Origin of the sequence: Streptomyces sp. Edi2, from assembly GCF_040253635.1 — a bacterium.
Classification (GTDB): domain Bacteria; phylum Actinomycetota; class Actinomycetes; order Streptomycetales; family Streptomycetaceae; genus Streptomyces.
Map to the genome: position 1 here is coordinate 1,442,317 of NZ_JBEJGX010000003.1, position 16,392 is coordinate 1,458,708.

A 16,392-nucleotide genomic window follows, 5' to 3' on the forward strand; every position below is an offset into this window, starting at 1 on the left:
AGCGCTTGAAAGGCCGGAAAGGGCCTCCGACGCAGGTCAGAGGCCCTTTCCAAGACGAAGTCCCAGGTGGCGGCGGACGAGTCGGCCTGTACGCCGGGTTCTGTGCCCCGATGCGGAGGCTTGCGCCCCCGGATGAGTGGCCACGTAGCAAAAATCTCTCCCGCAGCCCACATTTGGCACGGCCGGAATTCCGAGCTACAACAACACCCCCTGGCGGGAAGACCCGTCGGGGACGCTCGGACGGATTGGTGTGGATGTGGCTACGGTCCTGGACAAGGGCACTGGTGCACCTGGAAAGCGCTGGGTTGTCCGCTACCGGGAGCCCGGCGGGCGCAGTGCCCGGCAGCGCCAGAAGGCATTCGACCGCAAGAAGGATGCGGTGGACTTCGCCACGAAGGTGGAGAACGACAAGCGCGAGAACACGTACATCGACCCGAACGCCGGCAAGGTTTCCCTGCGTCGCTATACAGAGGACTGGCTCAACGGAGTGCTCATGTCGGGCGGCACCTGGGAATCGTACGAGCGCATCCTGCGGCTTCACGTCCTGCCGCACCTGGGGCGCAAGACGATCGCTCAGGTGACGGCCGCCGATGTGGAGGAGCTGTACGCGCGGTGGGCGAAGGGCGGGGCCAAACCGAACACTATCGACGCGCGCAGCATTGCACTGTCATCGCTCTTCTCCCACGCAGTGCGCCACAGGCGTATATCCAGCAACCCGGTCAAGGAAGCGGAGAAACCTGATAATCCGGTGGTTCCGGTCGACGAGCGCAGCCTTCCCAGCCTCGAAGAGATCAAGGCCATCGCACACGCCATCGGACCGCGCTTGGAACCTGCGGTGTGGCTGATGGCTTGCGGCGGACTGCGTATCGGCGAATCACTTGGCGTCTTTCCGGAGGATTTTCAGGACGGACTGTTGCGCCTACGGCGCCAGGTCGTCCGGTATCGGGATGAGGACGGACTCTATGTGGCGCGATACGCGCCCTTGAAACACCGGAAAGACGGTGAATGGCGCGACGTTCCGGTGCCGGAATTCTTCACTGCCGTCGCCGATCGGTTGCCCATTCTCAACCAGCAAGGCGGGATGACATATCCCGGGCTTGTCCGCGCTTCTTGGGATCGGGCCATCAAGCGGCTGGGGCTCACGCAATACACACCCCATGACCTCCGCCGCAAATGGGCGACCGTGACCTTGACGAACGGAGTGTCCATTCACGAGGTGTCCCGGTGGCTCGGACACCGGTCCATCAAGGTCACAGTCGATCAGTACGGCCACCTGACCCAGGACGGCCGCGAGCGCTGCCGTCAGGTGGTGGCGACGACCTTCCGGGGCTATCTCCCGGAGGAGCTGGCGGTCGGTCTGGCGGCCTGACCGCTACCGGATTCCGAGCTCGCGCAGGACCCGGTGCTGACTTGGTGCTGACTTCACCGGGAAGTAGAGGTAGCAGACACCCCCGGAACCGCTCTTGACCTGGCCTTTTTCATCGTAGCGCTTCGTCCGCAGCCAGATGTTCTCGAACTGGCGGCGCTTGTAGACGCGTCGGACCGCGGCGTCGTTCGGGGAGGCCGGGTCGTTGGCGATGACGTCGCCGTCCTTGGTGAAGCCGACGAGGGTCATCAGGTGGCCTGCGGTGCCGTAGCCCGCGCCGTCGAGTTCGGTCTTGAGGAAGGACTGGGAGGTGATGACCGGGATGCCTGCGTGGATGAGGCGTTCGGCGTCCGTGAGGGAGGAGAGGCGGGTGACGAGGGCCTGCAGGTCCCGGTAGGTGGCGGCGTAGGCGGCGTTGAAGGGCCAGTTGCCGCAGCCGTCGTACTGGTAGTCGAAGGTGTAGCGGGCGGCGTGGCAGACCTGGGGGTCGGCGTAGTCGGGGTTGACCCAGGACAGCTGCTGCCGGGTGGGCTTGCGGCCCCAGTATTCGACGATCATCTGGGAGGAGGTGGGGCTGCACCAGGCCTCGCCGCCGTTGTCGTACTCCGGGTACTGGCCCTTGTGGATCTCCTGCGAGTAGCGCGGGACGGTCAGCTCGCGGCCGACGAGGCCGGGCCTGGAGGCCGGCACCTCGAAGCGGTCGGGGAGGTCCGAGCCCATGGCGCCCAGCCGCCAGACGGTGGGGGTGCCGCTGCCACCGGGCTTGCGGTAGAGGGTGACGCGGAGCTCGTAGGAGGTCAGGCGGAGGCCGCTCGCCGGGGTGTCGATGGCGAAGGTGTCGGTCGAGATGCTGCTCTTGCCGTCCTTCTGGTCGTCGACGGAGGTACGGCGGATGTCGGCGTCGCTGTCGCCCGAGGTCCAGCGGCCCATGACATACCAGGGCGTGCGGCCGCCGTCGGAATAGGTGCCGCGCAGCTCGACGGCGATCCAGGTGCCGGGCGGGGTGTGCGCGTTCCAGGAGGCGACGACCTCGGTGGCCGGGACCGCGAGGCGGTGGACCGGCGACGTCCAGGTGGCGTACTCCCAGGTGGCGGATTTGCCGGTGTGGGGATCCCGGTAATCGAAGGTGCCGGCCGGGTGTGCCAGGCGGATGCCGGGCCGGGCGCCGGGCGCGAGGGCGGTGCCCTTGCCGCGGCCCCTGGCCCAGTCGGCTGTGGTGGTCCAGGCGTGATAGTCCACGAGGCTCTTCGGTCGGCGGGCGGGGGCGTCCGGGGTGGGGGCCGGGGCGGTGGTGCCCGCTGCGGGGCTGCGCGAGGCGTCGGCCGCCTGTGCCGAGGGAGCGGCGACACCCGCCGCGGCGGCGAGCGCGGCGGCCAGGACGGTGCGCCGGGGCGCGGAGCTGGTCATGGTGGAGGTCCCCCAGTCGGATGCGTACGCATGGGTGCGGGAGGTCGGGCCGGGGCCGCGGGCGGGCACGGGCGGGTCAGCAGTGGCTCAACTATTGCCGTTTCCGGCCCGCTTCGGAAGGCGCTGCGACGCGCGTCGCCCGAGGAATATTGGTGTGGACCACTGGCGTGCGAAGGGGCCCGGGTCCCGCGCGTACGCTGGCGCAATGGATCGTGATCTGGCGTCGCTCGCCGCCCGGCTGCGCGCCGTGCCGCCGTCGTGCGGGCCGGTGCGACTGATCGCGGTGGACGGGCACGCGGGGTCGGGCAAGAGTACGTTCGCCGACCGGCTGGCCGATGCCCTGGGTGGTGCGCCGGTGGTGCACACCGACGATCTCGCCACCCATGAGGAGTTGTTCGCCTGGAGCGAGCGCTTCACCCACCAGATCCTCCAGCCGCTTTCCCGGGGCGAGACGGCGCGCTACGGCGTCTACGACTGGGTGCGCGGGGAGTTCGGCGAGGTGCGTGAGCTGGTGCCCGCACCGCTGGTGCTGGTCGAGGGCGTGGGCGCGGGGCGGCGGGCGCTGCGCCCGTATCTGGCGTCCCTGGTGTGGATGGAACTGGCGCGCGAGCACTCCTGGGAAAGGGGGCGGCTCCGGGACGGACCGGGGCTCGCCGCGTTCTGGAGTGGCTGGATTCCGGCGGAGCGCGCGCACTTCGCAGCGGATCCTTCGCGTCCGTATGCCGACTTCCTGGTGCACCAGAAGCAGCTGGGGTACGAGGTGCTCATGGGACCGCCCACGACGCCCTGACCGGCCCCAGATCTCACGCTCCGTAGTGGACGGCGGCCGACGGGCCGAAAGGCGCCGACAGGGTCCCGCCGAGTGCCCCAACTCGGCTTGACCTGGGGGGCGTACAGGACTTACGTTCTCAATGTGCGGTTCTACGGACCGCCCGCAGATGCGAAGCCCCCGGTTGTTCCCCCGTGATCGGGGGCTTCGTTCTGTGCGAAATCCTCTCTTATCGCCGCTCGGCGCTGCCCCTTCCTTACCCTGGGTCACCGTATTCTTCGCGCCGCCGCGCCTCTCCCCCGCGTCCGCTCTTGCCCCGTACCGCCCTCTACGACCTGCACCGATCCCGCAGGTACGATGCGAGTCTGTGCCACCGCAGGCCAGGCCCGATGTGCGCGCGGCGAAGGTCAACTCCCGCTCTGCGTACGCCGGTTCCCCCGGTCGCGGCCGGGCACGCGCCCGGCGGTACTGGGGGACGTGTTGTGTGGGGGGACGGGATGGATGTCGGCGCTCAGGGTTCGCCCGCCCCGGCCGAGCTCGCCTGGCTGCGCGCGGTCGACGCCTACACCGTGGGCGCCTATCCGCAGGCGGAGGAGGAGTTCCGGGCCGCGGTACGACTCGATCCGTCGATGGCCGACGCCTGGCTCGGCCTGCACGCACTGCGCGCCGACACCTCCATCGCGCTGCTGCGGATGCACCGGCACCGTGATCGCTTCGGCGAGATGCGTGGCCGTCACCGACGCACCCTCAACTCCTGGTACTGGCTGGGGTGGTGGGTACAGCCGGTGCTGGAGACCGGCCGTGACCTGCTGCTCGCCCACGCCTCCCACTGGCTCGACGGCCGTCATGTCGCCGAGCTGGACCAGGCGCTGGCCGGCTGTCCGCCGGTCGACACCGACCCTCAGGTGCGCTTTCTGCACGCCTGCCGTGCCTATCTCGTCAAGGACTGGGACCAGCTCGTACGGCATACCGAGCCGCTGCTCGGCGATCCGGTGCTGGGCATCGAGGCGGGGCTGTTCGGCGGGATGGCGCGGGTGCGGCTGGAGATGTACGGACAGGCCGAGCCCCTGCTGTCGGCCGCGTTGATGCGTTGCCGCAGCGAGCAGCCGCAGCGCAAGGAGCTGCGCTATTGGCTCGCCCGCGCCCATGAGGGCACCGGTCGCAGTGCCGCGGCGCTCCCCCTCTACCGCGCGGTGCACCGCGTCGACCCGGCGTTCATGGACACCGCGGCGCGGCTCGCCGCCATCGCGGAGGGGGACGGGCTGGACGAGGGCGCCGATCTCGCGGCGGTCTCCGCATCCGGCCTGGGCCAGGAGGCGGGCGGCGATCTGGCCCCGCTCGATCCGGTCGACGGCCGTGAGCTGCTGGTGACCGGCGAGGCGGACGGGGCGGACGGGGCGGACGGGGAGATCGGTGGCATCCCGCCCATGGGCGATGCCGCGGCGCGGGTCAAGGCGGCGGCTCCGATGCCGCGCGGCGCCGAGCGGCTGCCCGCCGGGCCGGCCGATCCGGTGCTGCTGGAGAAGGCCCTGGCGGAGCTGGAGCGGATGGTCGGCATGGAGCCGGTCAAGCGGCAGGTGCGAGCGCTGTCCGCCCAGCTGCGCATGGCCCGGCTGCGCGCGAGCCAGGGGCTGCCGGTGCAGCCGCCGAAACGACACTTCGTCTTCTCCGGCCCCTCCGGCACCGGCAAGACGACCGTGGCGCGGATACTCGGGCGGGTCTTCTACGCCCTGGGGCTGCTGGGCGGGGACCATCTCGTGGAGGCCCAACGCTCCGATCTCGTCGGCGAATTCCTCGGGCAGACCGCCGTCAAGGCCAATGAGCTGATCGACTCGGCTCTGGGCGGGGTGCTGTTCGTGGACGAGGCGTACAGCCTGTCCAACTCCGGCTACAGCAAGGGCGATGCCTACGGCGACGAGGCGCTGCAGGTGCTGCTCAAGCGCGCCGAGGACAACCGCGACCGGCTCGTGGTCATCCTGGCCGGCTACCCGGAGGGCATGGACCGGCTGCTGGCCGCCAACCCCGGCCTGTCCTCCCGCTTCACCAGCCGCGTCGACTTCCCCAGCTACCGGCCGCTGGAGTTGACCGCGATCGGCGAGGTGCTGGCCGCGGAGAACGGCGACCGCTGGGACGAGGAGTCCCGCGACGAGCTGTGCAGCATCAGCGGCCATGTCGTCGACCAGGGCTGGATCGACGAACTGGGCAACGGCCGCTTTCTGCGCACCCTTTACGAGAAGAGCTGCGCCTACCGCGACCTGCGGCTCTCCACCTGGCGCGGCACCCCCACCCGCGACGATCTCGCCACCCTCCGGCTGCCCGACCTGATGCAGGCCTATGGCGAGGTCCTTTCCGGCCGCGGCCCGGACGTCCAGGGACCACCGCCGAAGGGGCTGGATCTCTAGGCGCCGGGCCCGCGGCCTCCCCTCAGCTGTGGAGCGGGACCGTGCGACCCACCCCCGGCAGATCACTTTGTCCGGGCCCCGGAGTTCCCGCCGCCACCGGCGTGGGAGAAGGCGGCTTGCACGATGCGCAGTACGTACGGCATCTCGCTGCTGTCCGGTGGAGCCGTGTAGTTGAGGGAGTAGACGAGGCGGCGGCCTCCGCCGGGGGTGGCGAAGACGGCATTGGTGTAGCCGGGCTCCGTGCCGGTCTTGCCCCAGAGCACGGTCTGGTCCGGCAGTGTGACACGCATGATCCCGCCCGCGCTGAAGCAGGGCACGGCCTTGCCCCCGGGCTCGGTGAGGCTCGCACAGTGGTGGTTGCCGCTGCCGTTGACCACCGAGCCGGGGTCGGGTACCTGGAAGACCAGCTTCTGCTGCGCGGACGGCAGAAGGCGGCCACGGAACAGGGCGGCCAGGAACCGGTCCAGGTCGCCCGCAGTGGAGATCATTCCTCCTTCGGCCCATGCATAGGGGCTCTGTTCGGTGACGTCGGCGAGGTGACGATGGTCCTTGTTGCCGGTGACGGAGCGGTACCCGTGGGCGTGCGGCGCCGGCAGGACCGGATCGTCGGCGTCCGGTACATACGTATGGCGCAGGCCGAGAGGTCGTGTGAGGCGCGTCCGTACTTCGTGCGCGTACGAATGGCCGGTTGCCTTCTCGATGATCAGCCCGGCGATGAAGTAGTTGATGCCGTTGTACTGCTGTACGCGGCCCGGCGGGGACTCAGCCGGCTGTCGCAGCGCCGCGCCGACCACCTCTGCTGGTGTCCAGGACCGGAAGCGGTGCCCGACGAACCATTCGTTCGTGCCGTCTCCGTCGAGCGCCGCATCGGCGGGCGGCAGGCCACTGGTGTGGTCGAGCAGCTGTCTGATCGTCACGTCCTTGAAGGCGGCCGGGATCAGGTCGGGCAGCCGACGCCGTGCGGGGGCCTCGAGGTCCACACGGCCCTCGGCGGCGAGCTGGAGCAGGACCGTGGCAGTGAAGACCTTGGAGATGCTTCCGATGCGGAAGTATGAGCGGGGGTTGACGGGCGCGCGGGTCGCGATGTCCGCCACTCCCCCGGTGCCGGACCAGGCTTCCCCCGAGCCGCGGACCTGGAGCAGAGCGCCGGTCACCGCGCTCTCCGGCAGCCCGGTGAGGGACGCGCGCAGGGCCGTGGGGTCGAGTGCCGGCAGCGGTGCGGCTGCCGCCGTCCGGTCGGAGGCGGATAAGGCGGGGACGGGTGCGGCGGGGACGGCAGCGGCGAGGACACATGCAGCCGTCAACGTCACAGCGGCCGCCACCTTCCCTCGGCGCCAACGTGCTGTTTTTCGTAATGCCTTCATGCCTGCGAGCTTGTCGCTCCACGATGATGCGGGGCATCAGGGACGACCCCTGAGCGGTCCCGGAACCGGATCGGGGATCTCCCTGATGACGCCCCCGGAGAAGGGCACCCACCGGCTCAGCGCGCCATGGCTTTGCCCTCGGCCGGCAGCGGTGCCTCCTCACGGGGCTCGCTGACCCGGTCGCCCGGAGCACGCTCGCCCGGAGCGCGCTCTCCCGGAGCACGGTCGCCCGCGGTCCGGTCTCCCGCGGCCCGCTCGCCCCTGGGGCGGTGGCCACGGGCGGCGGGGGCCCGGTGGTGGGCCGGGTCGCGGACCTCGCCGACCAGCATCTCCAGGACGTCCTCCAGCGCGACCAGGCCGAGCACCCGGCCGGTCGCGTCGGCGACCGCCGCCAGATGGGAGGCGGCCCGGCGCATCGCCGTGAGGGCGTCGTCCAGGGGCAGCTCGGCGCGTAGCGTCGTCATCGGATGCCAGATGCGCTGGGGCACCGCGCGGTCGCGTTCCTCCAGGTCAAGGACGTCCTTGACGTGCAGATAGCCCATGTACGCGCCGCCGGGCGCACACACCGGGAAGCGGGAGTAGCCGGTCCGTACGGTCAGCTCCTCCACCTGGCGGGGCGTCACCGTCGGTTCGACGGTGACCAGTGCCGCCCGGTCGAGGAGGACGTCCGTGACCGGCCGGCTGCCCAGTTCCAGCACGTCGGAGAGCTGTTCCTGCTCGGCCGGATCGAGCAGGCCCGCCTGCACCGAGTCCTCGACGAGATGGGTCAGCTGCTCACTGGTGAAGACCGCCTCGACCTCGTCCTTCGGCTCCACGCGGAAGATCCGCAGCACCCCGTGGGCGCAGGCGCCGAGCAGCGCGGTGACCGGGCGGCACAGCCGTGCGAAGGCGACCAGGCCCGGGCTGAACCACAGCGCGGTCTTCTCGGGTGCCGCCATCGCCAGGTTCTTGGGAACCATCTCGCCGATGACGAGGTGGAGGAAGACAACGAGCGCCAGGGCGATGACGTAGCCGAGCGGGTGGACCAGGGCGGCGGGCAGGCGGACCGCCTCGAAGACCGGTTCCAGGAGGTGGGCGACGGTGGGCTCGGCGACCGCACCGAGCGTCAGGGAGCAGACGGTGATGCCGAACTGGGCGGCGGCCATCATCTGCGGAAGGTTCTCCAGGCCGTGCAGCACCTGCCGGGCCCGGGAGGAGCCTTCGGTGGCCAGCGGTTCGATCTGGCTGCGGCGTACCGAGACCAGGGCGAACTCGGCGCCGACGAAGAAGCCGTTGGCGAGGACGAGCAGGACCGCGAAGAGCAGCTGGACCAGGGTCATCGGGCCACCTCCGCGACCGCCGCGACGGGCTCACGGGTCGGCTCGGGTGCGGCCGGCACCGTGACGGTGGCGGTCCGTACGATCCTTATCCGCTCGGCGCGGTGGTGCGACACCAGCCGTACCCGCAGCCGCCAGCCGTCGAGTTCCGCGATGTCGCCGGGGGCCGGGATCCGGCCGAGTATGTGTGCCACCAGTCCTGCCACCGTCTCGTACGGTCCTTCCGGGGCCTCCAGGCCGATCCGCCTGAGGGTGTCCACCCGGCAGCCGCCGTCCGCGTCCCACGCGGGGCGGCCCTCCTCGGGCGGGGCCTGGCCCAGTTCGGGCAGGTCCACCCGGTCGTGCTCGTCACGGACCTCGCCGACGAGCTCCTCGATGATGTCCTCCAGGGTGACCACGCCGGCCGTGCCGCCGTACTCGTCGACGACCACCGCTATCGGCTGTTCGCTGCGCAGCCGCTCCAGCAGCGCCTGCACCGGCAGGGTCTCGGGCACCAGCAGCGGCGGCACCGCGATCCGGCCCGCCGGGATGCGCAGCCGGTCGTGCGCGGGGACGGCCAGCGCGTCCTTGAGGTGCACCATGCCGACGACCTCGTCGAGGCGGGTGTGGTAGACGGGGAAGCGGGAGAGTCCCGTGGCGCGGGTCAGGTTCACCACGTCCTCGGCGGTCGCGGACGCCTGCAGGGCGCTCACCCGTACCCGCGGCGTCATGACGTTCTCGGCGGTCAGATCGCCCAGCGAGAGGGTGCGGACGAACAGGTCCGCGGTGTCCTGCTCCAGGGCGCCCGCGCGGGCGGAGTGCCGGGCGAGCGAGACCAGTTCGCCCGGGGTACGGGCGGAGGCCAGCTCGTCGGTCGGCTCCACGCCCAGGGCGCGCACCAGACGGTTGGCGACGGTGTTCAGCAGGGTGATCACCGGGCGAAAGAAGCGGGAGAAGGCGCGCTGGGGGCCGGCGACCACCCGGGCGACGGGCAGCGGCTTGGAGACCGCCCAGTTCTTCGGCACCAGCTCGCCGACGACCATCTGGACCGCGGAGGCCAGCAGCATGCCGACGACGACGGCGGTGCCGGGCACCGCGCCCGCGGGCAGGCCGGTGGCGGCCAGCGGTCCGGACAGCAGCTCGGCCAGCGCGGGCTCCGCGAGCATACCGACCACCAAGGAGGTGATCGTGATGCCCAGTTGGGTGCCGGACAGCTGGAAGGAGAGTTCCCGCAGGGCGGAGACGACGGTGGTGGCGCGGCGGTCGCCGTCGGCCACCGCCCGTTCGGCGTCCGCCTTCTCGACGGTGATGAGTCCGAACTCGGCAGCGACGAAGAAACCGTTGGCCAGGATCAGGACGAGAGCCGCGGCGAGCAGCAGCAAGGGGCCGGTCATGCCGCCGCCTCCGTGGTATGCGGGGGCTGGGGAGGGGCGGCGCAGGTACTACAGGACGATCCGTCCATTGCCGGAGGGAGTCACTCCTCGGGTCGGTGTTGGCCCCTTGAGGGGCAGGGCGCAGGGTGCGCCCCGGAGAACAGAGTAAACAGCGGGACCCTGATTAGGGCAGGCTCAACCGGCCGTGTGGTCGACAGCACCGTGCTTCTCGGTGAGATCGCGCAGCGCACGGGCGTCCCGGATGGCCTGCTCCCTGGCGATACCCGGCTGGATGCCCATGGCGGGCAGGCTGGTGCCGTCGGCGAGGTCGAGATGGACCCAGGGGTCGCCCTCGCGGAGGTTGACGCGCAGGACCTGGGCCCAGGCCAGGTCGCGCTTGGTGGTGAGGTTGACCACCGTGACGCCCTCCTGCCGCGCCACCACCTTGGGGCGGCCGAGCAGCAGGAGGACGGCGAGCACCAGCAGCCCGGTGACGACGAAGCTCAGCCGCTCGCCGCCGGTCAGCTTCGGCAGCAGCAGCGCGATCACGGTGAGGGCGGCGAGCTGGGCGATGCCGACGGTGTACAGGACGACCCGGGTACGGGTCGGCCGGAACGTCACCGGGAGGCTGGGCAGGGGCGCGGACACGTCGTCGGGTCTTCCATCGGGGAGGCAGCGGTGCGTACGGGGGTCAGGAGGCGCGGGGGCCGGAGCCGGCCCGGCCGCGGGTCAGAGCCGGCAGGCGTGGATACCGGTGGTCAGGATCGCGCGGGCGCCGAGGTCGTAGAGCTCGTCCATGATGCGCTGGGCATCCTGGGACGGGACCATCGAGCGGACCGCGACCCAGCCCTCGTGGTGCAGCGGGGAGACGGTCGGCGACTCCAGGCCGGGGGTGAGGGCGACGGCCTTCTCGACGTGCTCGACCCGGATGTCGTAGTCCATCATCACGTACCGGCGGGCCACCAGGACACCCTGCATCCGGCGCAGGAACTGGCGCACCTTCGGGTCGTCGTCCGGCGCACCGGTGCCGCGGATGACCACGGCCTCGGACTTCAGGATCGGCTCGCCGATGATCTCCAGCCCGGCGTTGCGCAGGGTGGTGCCGGTCTCCACGACATCCGCGATGATCTCGGCGACGCCGAGCTGGATGGCGGTCTCCACGGCGCCGTCGAGGTGGACGACGGAGGCGTCCACGCCGTTGTCGACGAGGTGCTGCCGGACCAGGCCGGAGAACGAGGTGGCGATCGTCATGCCGCCGAACTCGCTGACGTCCTTGGCGGTACCCGGACGGGTGGCGTAGCGGAACGTCGAGCCGGCGAAGCCGAGCTGGAGGATCTCCTCGGCCGGCGAGCCGGAGTCCAGCAGCAGGTCACGGCCGGTGATGCCGATGTCGAGCTTGCCGGAGCCGACGTAGACCGCGATGTCGCGCGGACGCAGGAAGAAGAACTCGACCTCGTTCTCGGCGTCGACCAGGACCAGTTCCCTGCGGTCCTTGCGCTGGCGGTACCCGGCCTCATGGAGCATCGCCGACGCAGGCTCGGACAGTGAACCCTTGTTGGGGACAGCGATGCGCAGCATGAGAGCGAATTCCTTTGCACTGAGGGGTGTTGCGGTGGGTGCGGGGGTGGATCAGAGGTGGGCGTAGACGTCGTCGAGGGAGATGCCCTTGGCGACCATCATGACCTGGAGGTGGTAGAGGAGCTGGGAGATCTCCTCGGCGGCGGCCTCGTCGGACTCGTACTCGGCGGCCATCCACACCTCGGCGGCCTCCTCGACGACCTTCTTGCCGATCGTATGGACACCGGCCTGTACCAGCTCGGCGGTGCGGGAGGTGGCGGGGTCGCCCGTGGCGGCCTTCTGCTGGAGCTCGGCGAAGAGCTCCTCGAACGTCTTCTTGGACATGATGGTGAACACCCTACGCGGTGATGTCACCGCGGCGCGCAGCGCCTCGACCGAAGGGTGGTGGCGGGCGACGGGCGGGCGTGCAACGCCTCGACTGAAGGGTGGCGGCGGGCGACGGACGGGCGGTCAGCGCCAGGGCTCGGACACGGTCCGCAGCGTCGCGGCGGTGGCGACCGCGGCGGTGACGGCCTCGTGGCCCTTGTCCTCGGTGGATCCTTCGAGGCCGGCGCGGTCGAGCGCCTGCTGCTCGGTGTCGCAGGTCAGCACGCCGAAGCCGACCGGTACGCCGGTGTCCACCGACACCTGGGTCAGGCCCTGGGTGACGCCCTGGCAGACGTAGTCGAAGTGCGGGGTGCCGCCCTTGATGACCACGCCGAGGGCGACCACCGCGTCATAGCCGCGGCCGGCCAGCACCTTGGCGACGACCGGCAGCTCGAAGGCGCCGGGGACCCGCAGCAGGGTGGGCTCGTCGATGCCGAGCTCGGTCAGGGCGCGCAGCGCGCCGTCCACCAGGCCGTTCATGACCTGCTCGTGCCATTGCGCCGCGATGACGGCCACCCGCAGGTCGCCACAGTTCTTCACGGTCAGTTCGGGTGCGCCCTTGCCGCTCACGGTTCTCCTCTTACGGGTGGTGGTGCTGGTGCCGTTCTTACGGGTGGTGGTGCTGTCTTAAGGGGTGGTGCTGTCTCAGGGGTGGTGCCGGGTGCTGGCGTGATGCCGGGTGGCTACTGGTTATCGCAGGTGGTGGCGGCGGTGGGTGCCGCGTCCGCCGCTCCGGCCGCCCCCGTGGTGGCACCGGGGTCGAGCCAGGGCAGGTCGTGCCCCATCCGGTCCCGCTTGGTCCGCAGATACCGCAGATTGTGCTCACCGGCCTTGACGGGCATCGGCTCCCGGCCGGTGACCTGCAGGCCGTACCGCACCAGGGCGGCGGTCTTCTCGGGGTTGTTCGTCATCAGCCGCAGCGAGTGCACCCCGAGGTCCTGGAGCATCTGCGCGCCGGCGGCGTAGTCGCGGGAGTCGGCGGGCAGGCCGAGTTCGAGGTTGGCGTCCAGGGTGTCGCGGCCGCGCTCCTGGAGCTCGTAGGCACGCAGCTTGGACAGCAGCCCGATACCGCGTCCCTCGTGGCCGCGGAGGTAGATCACCACGCCCCGGCCGGCTTCGGTGATCCGCTGCAGCGAGGCCGCCAGCTGGGGGCCGCAGTCGCAGCGCAGCGAGTGGAAGATGTCCCCGGTCAGGCACTCGGAGTGCACCCTGACCAGGACGTCCTCGCCGTCGCCGAGCTCGCCCGCGACCAGTGCGATGTGCTCGACGCCGTCGACGGTGGAGCGGTAACCGTATGCGGTGAACTCGCCGTGGGCGGTGGGCAGCCGGGTCTCGGCCTCGCGGCGGACGGTGGGCTCGGAGGACTGCCGGTAGGCGATCAGGTCCTCGATGGAGATGATCGACAGCCCGTGCTTACGGGCGAACGGCACCAGCTCGGGCAGCCGCAGCATCGTGCCGTCCTCGCCCGCGATCTCCACGATGGCGGCGGCCGGACGCAGCCCGGCGAGCCGGGCGAGGTCGACGCCTGCCTCGGTGTGGCCGTTGCGGACCAGCACCCCGCCGGGCCGGGCGCGGAGCGGGAAGATGTGGCCGGGCCGGACGAAGTCGCCGGCGACCGATTCGCCGGAGGCCAGCAGCCGCAGGGTGGTGGCGCGGTCGGCGGCGGAGATGCCGGTGGTCACGCCGTGGGCGGCGGTGGCGTCGACGGAGACGGTGAAGGCGGTCCGCATCGACTCGGTGTTGTGCTCGACCATCTGCGGGAGTTCCAGCCGGTCCAGCTCCGGGCCCTCCATGGGGGCGCAGATCAAGCCGCGGCACTCGCTCATCATGAAGGCGATGATCTCGGGGGTGGCCTTCTCCGCGGCGAGCACGAGGTCGCCCTCGTTCTCGCGGTCCTCGTCGTCCACGACGACCACGGGGCGACCGGCGGCGATATCGGCGATGGCCTGCTCGACGGGGTCGAGGGCCAGGGACACCTCGTCGCCGGCGTTCTCGGTGTCATACCAGCTCTTGAGGGCGGTCATGCCGCTGCTCCTTCCAGGACGGTGCGGCCGGCGGCGCGCGAACGCAGCCACCAGTCGCGCATGCCCCACACGACGAGGGCGAGATAGACGACGTAGACGAGGCCGGAGAAGGCGAGGCCGCTGCTGAAGGCGAGCGGGACGCCGACGAGGTCGACCAGCAGCCAGGCGCACCAGAACTCGACCAGTCCGCGGGCCTGGGCAACCATCGCGGCGAGCGTGCCGACGAAGATGTAGGCGTCCGGCCAGGGGTTCCAGGACAGCTGCGGGATCAGGGTGAACAGGGTGCCGACGGCCGCGGTGCCCACGGCGGTGCCGCCCAGCAGCAGGCCGCGCTCGCGCCAGTCGGCGAAGCGTACGGCGATGGAGCCGTCCTGCGCCTGCTGCCGGCCGCGCTGCCACTGCCGCCAGCCCCACAACGCCACGCCGATGACCAGGAGTTGCTTGCCGACGCCGCCGCTGAGGTGGGCGGAGGCATAGGCGGCGACGAGGATCACGCCGGAGAGGAACTGGGCGGGCCAGGTCCAGATGGAGCGCCGCCAGCCGAGCGCCAGGGCGGCCAGACCGATGGTGTTGCCGATCATGTCCGACCAGATGACGTGTTGTCCGAAGGCGGTGAAGGCGACGCCGTTCAGCGAGTCGAGGACGCTCACCGGTCCATCTCCTTGAGCTCGTCGAGATCCTTGAGGTCGCCGGTGCCCCGGCCGAGCAGCCGCTCGACGTACTTGGCGAGGACGTCGACCTCGAGGTTGACCGGGTCGCCGGCCTTCTTGATGCCCAGGGTGGTCAGGGCGAGGGTGGTGGGGATGAGGCTGATGGTGAAGTAGTCGTCCGCGGCGTCGACGACGGTGAGGCTGACGCCGTCGACGGTGATGGAGCCCTTCTCGACGACATAGCGGGACAGCGCGGCCGGCAGCGCGATCTTGACGATCTCCCAGTGCTCGGCGGGGGTGCGTTCGAGGATCGTGCCGGTGCCGTCGACATGGCCCTGGACGAGGTGTCCGCCCAGCCGCCCGCCGAGCGCCATGGGGCGCTCCAGGTTGACCCGCGCGCCGGCGGCCAGCGCGCCGAGGCTGGAGCGGTTCAGGGTCTCGGCCATCACATCGGCGGTGAATTCACCGTCGGCGGTGTCCACCACGGTCAGGCAGACGCCGTTGACGGCGATCGAGTCGCCGTGCTTGGCGTCCTCGGTGACGACGGGGCCGCGCAGTCGGAAGCGAGCGGAGCGACTGGGGGCACCCCCAGCGGTAGCTGGGGGAGCGTCACCGAGGTTGTCGACGGCGACGACCTCACCCAGTTCTTCGACGATTCCGGTGAACACTTCAGTTCTCCTCGGGGAGGGCGTGGCGGATGGGGCTGGCGGTGATGCGCAGGTCGGGTCCGAGCCGTTCGGTGTCGGTCACGTCGAGCCGCAACGCCTGGGCGATGGTGGTGATTCCGGCGTCGCCGACGGCGGCCGGTCCGGCACCGAGCAGCACCGGGGCGAGATAGCCGACGACCTTGTCGACGGCCTGGGCGGCGAGGAAGGCCCCGGCGAGCGTGGGGCCGCCTTCGAGCAGGACGGAGCGCACCTCGCGCTCGTACAGGGCCTGGAGCAGGGCGGGGATGGACAGCCCGCGTCCCGCTGCGGCGCGTGGGAGTCGGAGGAGCGGGGCGAGGCCTTCGAGGTGGCCGGCGTCGGCGTCCTCGGCGACCGCGATGAGGGTGGGGGCTGTGCCGTCCAGGACACGGGCGCCGGCCTTGACGGCGGTGGCACCGGAGTCGACGACGACCCGCAGCGGCTGGCTGATCTCGTCGTCGGCGAGTCCGCCGATCCGGGCGCCGAGCTGCGGGTCGTCGGCGCGGGCGGTGCCGGAGCCGACGATGACGGCGTCCGCGGCGGCCCGCAGCCGGTGCACATCGGCGCGCGACTGGGGCGAGGAGATCCAGCGGCTGGTGCCGTCGGCGGCGGCGATCCGGCCGTCGAGGGTGGCGGCGTACTTCCACAGGACGAACGGGCGGCGGCGCAGGACCGAGGTCAGCCAGGCCTCATTGCCGGCGGCGGCCTCGTCGGCGAGCAGTCCGCCCTCGACGTCGATCCCGGCGTCGGCCAGGGTGACCGCGCCACCGGTGGCCGTCGGGTCGGGGTCCGAGACGGCGTAGACGACGCGGGCGATCCCGGCGTCGATCAGCGCCTGGGCGCAGGGGCCGGTGCGGCCGGTGTGGTTGCAGGGTTCGAGAGTGACCAGTGCGGTGCCACCCCGTGCCCGCTCGCCCGCGGCACGCAGGGCATGGACCTCGGCGTGCGGCCCGCCGGCCCGCTGGTGCCAGCCCTCGCCGGCGGTGCGGCCGGCGGAGTCCAGGATGACGCAGCCGACGACCGGGTTAGGGCTGGTGTGCCCGAGACCGCGCGCGGCGAGCTCGATGGCTCGGCGCATCGCCGCGGTCTCGACGGGGGCTGCGGTGGCCACC

15 protein-coding genes are annotated in these 16,392 nt (G+C 71.2%); 3 read left to right on the forward strand and 12 right to left on the reverse strand.

The features are described from left to right. Window positions 1-256 precede the first annotated feature (256 nt). Window positions 257-1,369 carry a tyrosine-type recombinase/integrase gene (locus tag ABR737_RS09815; RefSeq protein ID WP_350249800.1) on the forward strand — a complete coding sequence of 371 codons (1,113 nt, stop codon included), beginning with the start codon at window positions 257-259 and terminating at the stop codon, window positions 1,367-1,369. A gap of 3 nt (window positions 1,370-1,372) precedes the next feature. Here the strand turns inward: ABR737_RS09815 and ABR737_RS09820 are convergent, their stop codons facing one another. Beyond that, window positions 1,373-2,773 carry a C39 family peptidase gene (locus ABR737_RS09820; protein ID WP_350249801.1) on the reverse strand — a complete coding sequence of 467 codons (1,401 nt, stop codon included), beginning with the start codon at window positions 2,771-2,773 and terminating at the stop codon, window positions 1,373-1,375. Window positions 2,774-2,978: 205 nt separating this feature from the next. On the opposite strand from ABR737_RS09820, the gene ABR737_RS09825 reads away from it, so the two are divergent. Both ABR737_RS09825 and ABR737_RS09830 read left to right on the forward strand, forming a co-directional pair. After that, entirely contained in the window at window positions 2,979-3,563 is a 585-nt protein-coding gene (locus tag ABR737_RS09825) for a uridine kinase family protein (RefSeq protein ID WP_350249802.1), read from the forward strand. Window positions 3,564-4,039: 476 nt separating this feature from the next. Then, window positions 4,040-5,944: an AAA family ATPase gene (locus ABR737_RS09830; protein ID WP_350249803.1), complete on the forward strand. Its 1,905-nt coding sequence runs from the start codon at window positions 4,040-4,042 to the stop codon at window positions 5,942-5,944. 62 nt (window positions 5,945-6,006) lie between these two features. Here ABR737_RS09830 and ABR737_RS09835 read toward each other — a convergent pair whose 3' ends face one another. The 11 genes from ABR737_RS09835 to ribD all read right to left on the reverse strand — a co-directional run bounded on the left by ABR737_RS09835 (window position 6,007) and on the right by ribD (window position 16,391). Then, window positions 6,007-7,254, reverse strand: a complete 1,248-nt coding sequence (locus tag ABR737_RS09835) for a serine hydrolase domain-containing protein (RefSeq protein WP_350249804.1) — start codon at window positions 7,252-7,254, stop codon at window positions 6,007-6,009. A 170-nt stretch (window positions 7,255-7,424) separates the two neighbouring features. After that, window positions 7,425-8,627 carry a hemolysin family protein gene (locus ABR737_RS09840; RefSeq protein ID WP_350249805.1) on the reverse strand — a complete coding sequence of 401 codons (1,203 nt, stop codon included), beginning with the start codon at window positions 8,625-8,627 and terminating at the stop codon, window positions 7,425-7,427. After that, window positions 8,624-9,997 (reverse strand): hemolysin family protein, encoded by a 1,374-nt coding sequence (locus ABR737_RS09845; protein ID WP_350249806.1) that lies wholly within the window; start codon window positions 9,995-9,997, stop codon window positions 8,624-8,626. The genes ABR737_RS09840 and ABR737_RS09845 overlap by 4 nt, the downstream gene beginning before the upstream one ends. Window positions 9,998-10,171: 174 nt before the next feature. Then, a complete protein-coding gene (locus ABR737_RS09850) occupies window positions 10,172-10,624 on the reverse strand; it encodes a PH domain-containing protein (RefSeq protein ID WP_350249807.1) in 453 nt (150 codons plus the stop codon). A gap of 81 nt (window positions 10,625-10,705) precedes the next feature. Beyond that, window positions 10,706-11,554, reverse strand: a complete 849-nt coding sequence (hisG, locus tag ABR737_RS09855) for an ATP phosphoribosyltransferase (protein WP_350249808.1) — start codon at window positions 11,552-11,554, stop codon at window positions 10,706-10,708. 51 nt (window positions 11,555-11,605) lie between these two features. Beyond that, complete coding sequence (locus ABR737_RS09860) at window positions 11,606-11,878, reverse strand: phosphoribosyl-ATP diphosphatase (protein ID WP_046929067.1); 273 nt, start codon at window positions 11,876-11,878, stop codon at window positions 11,606-11,608. 126 nt (window positions 11,879-12,004) lie between these two features. Next, window positions 12,005-12,490: a 6,7-dimethyl-8-ribityllumazine synthase gene (gene ribH / locus ABR737_RS09865; RefSeq protein WP_086720683.1), complete on the reverse strand. Its 486-nt coding sequence runs from the start codon at window positions 12,488-12,490 to the stop codon at window positions 12,005-12,007. A gap of 113 nt (window positions 12,491-12,603) precedes the next feature. Further along, the gene (locus ABR737_RS09870; RefSeq protein WP_350249809.1) at window positions 12,604-13,944 is read right to left on the reverse strand and encodes a bifunctional 3,4-dihydroxy-2-butanone-4-phosphate synthase/GTP cyclohydrolase II; all 1,341 of its coding nucleotides are present in this window, start codon (window positions 13,942-13,944) and stop codon (window positions 12,604-12,606) included. Beyond that, window positions 13,941-14,594, reverse strand: a complete 654-nt coding sequence (locus tag ABR737_RS09875; RefSeq protein WP_350249810.1) for a nicotinamide mononucleotide transporter family protein — start codon at window positions 14,592-14,594, stop codon at window positions 13,941-13,943. The genes ABR737_RS09870 and ABR737_RS09875 overlap by 4 nt, the downstream gene beginning before the upstream one ends. Continuing rightward, on the reverse strand, window positions 14,591-15,262 hold the full coding sequence (locus ABR737_RS09880; protein WP_350249811.1) for a riboflavin synthase: 672 nt from the start codon (window positions 15,260-15,262) through the stop codon (window positions 14,591-14,593). The genes ABR737_RS09875 and ABR737_RS09880 overlap by 4 nt, the downstream gene beginning before the upstream one ends. A 1-nt stretch (window position 15,263) precedes the next feature. Next, the gene (ribD, locus tag ABR737_RS09885; RefSeq protein ID WP_350249812.1) at window positions 15,264-16,391 is read right to left on the reverse strand and encodes a bifunctional diaminohydroxyphosphoribosylaminopyrimidine deaminase/5-amino-6-(5-phosphoribosylamino)uracil reductase RibD; all 1,128 of its coding nucleotides are present in this window, start codon (window positions 16,389-16,391) and stop codon (window positions 15,264-15,266) included. Window position 16,392: the final 1 nt, after the last annotated feature.

Coding starts and splice junctions, on each gene's coding strand:
- ABR737_RS09825 (WP_350249802.1), top strand. CDS start 2,979: ATGGATCGTGATCTGGCGTCGCTCGCCGCCCGGCTGCGCGCCGTGCCG.
- ABR737_RS09860 (WP_046929067.1), bottom strand. CDS start 11,878: ATGTCCAAGAAGACGTTCGAGGAGCTCTTCGCCGAGCTCCAGCAGAAG.
- ABR737_RS09845 (WP_350249806.1), bottom strand. CDS start 9,997: ATGACCGGCCCCTTGCTGCTGCTCGCCGCGGCTCTCGTCCTGATCCTG.
- ABR737_RS09870 (WP_350249809.1), bottom strand. CDS start 13,944: ATGACCGCCCTCAAGAGCTGGTATGACACCGAGAACGCCGGCGACGAG.
- ABR737_RS09830 (WP_350249803.1), top strand. CDS start 4,040: ATGGATGTCGGCGCTCAGGGTTCGCCCGCCCCGGCCGAGCTCGCCTGG.
- ABR737_RS09820 (WP_350249801.1), bottom strand. CDS start 2,773: ATGACCAGCTCCGCGCCCCGGCGCACCGTCCTGGCCGCCGCGCTCGCC.
- hisG (WP_350249808.1), bottom strand. CDS start 11,554: ATGCTGCGCATCGCTGTCCCCAACAAGGGTTCACTGTCCGAGCCTGCG.
- ABR737_RS09840 (WP_350249805.1), bottom strand. CDS start 8,627: ATGACCCTGGTCCAGCTGCTCTTCGCGGTCCTGCTCGTCCTCGCCAAC.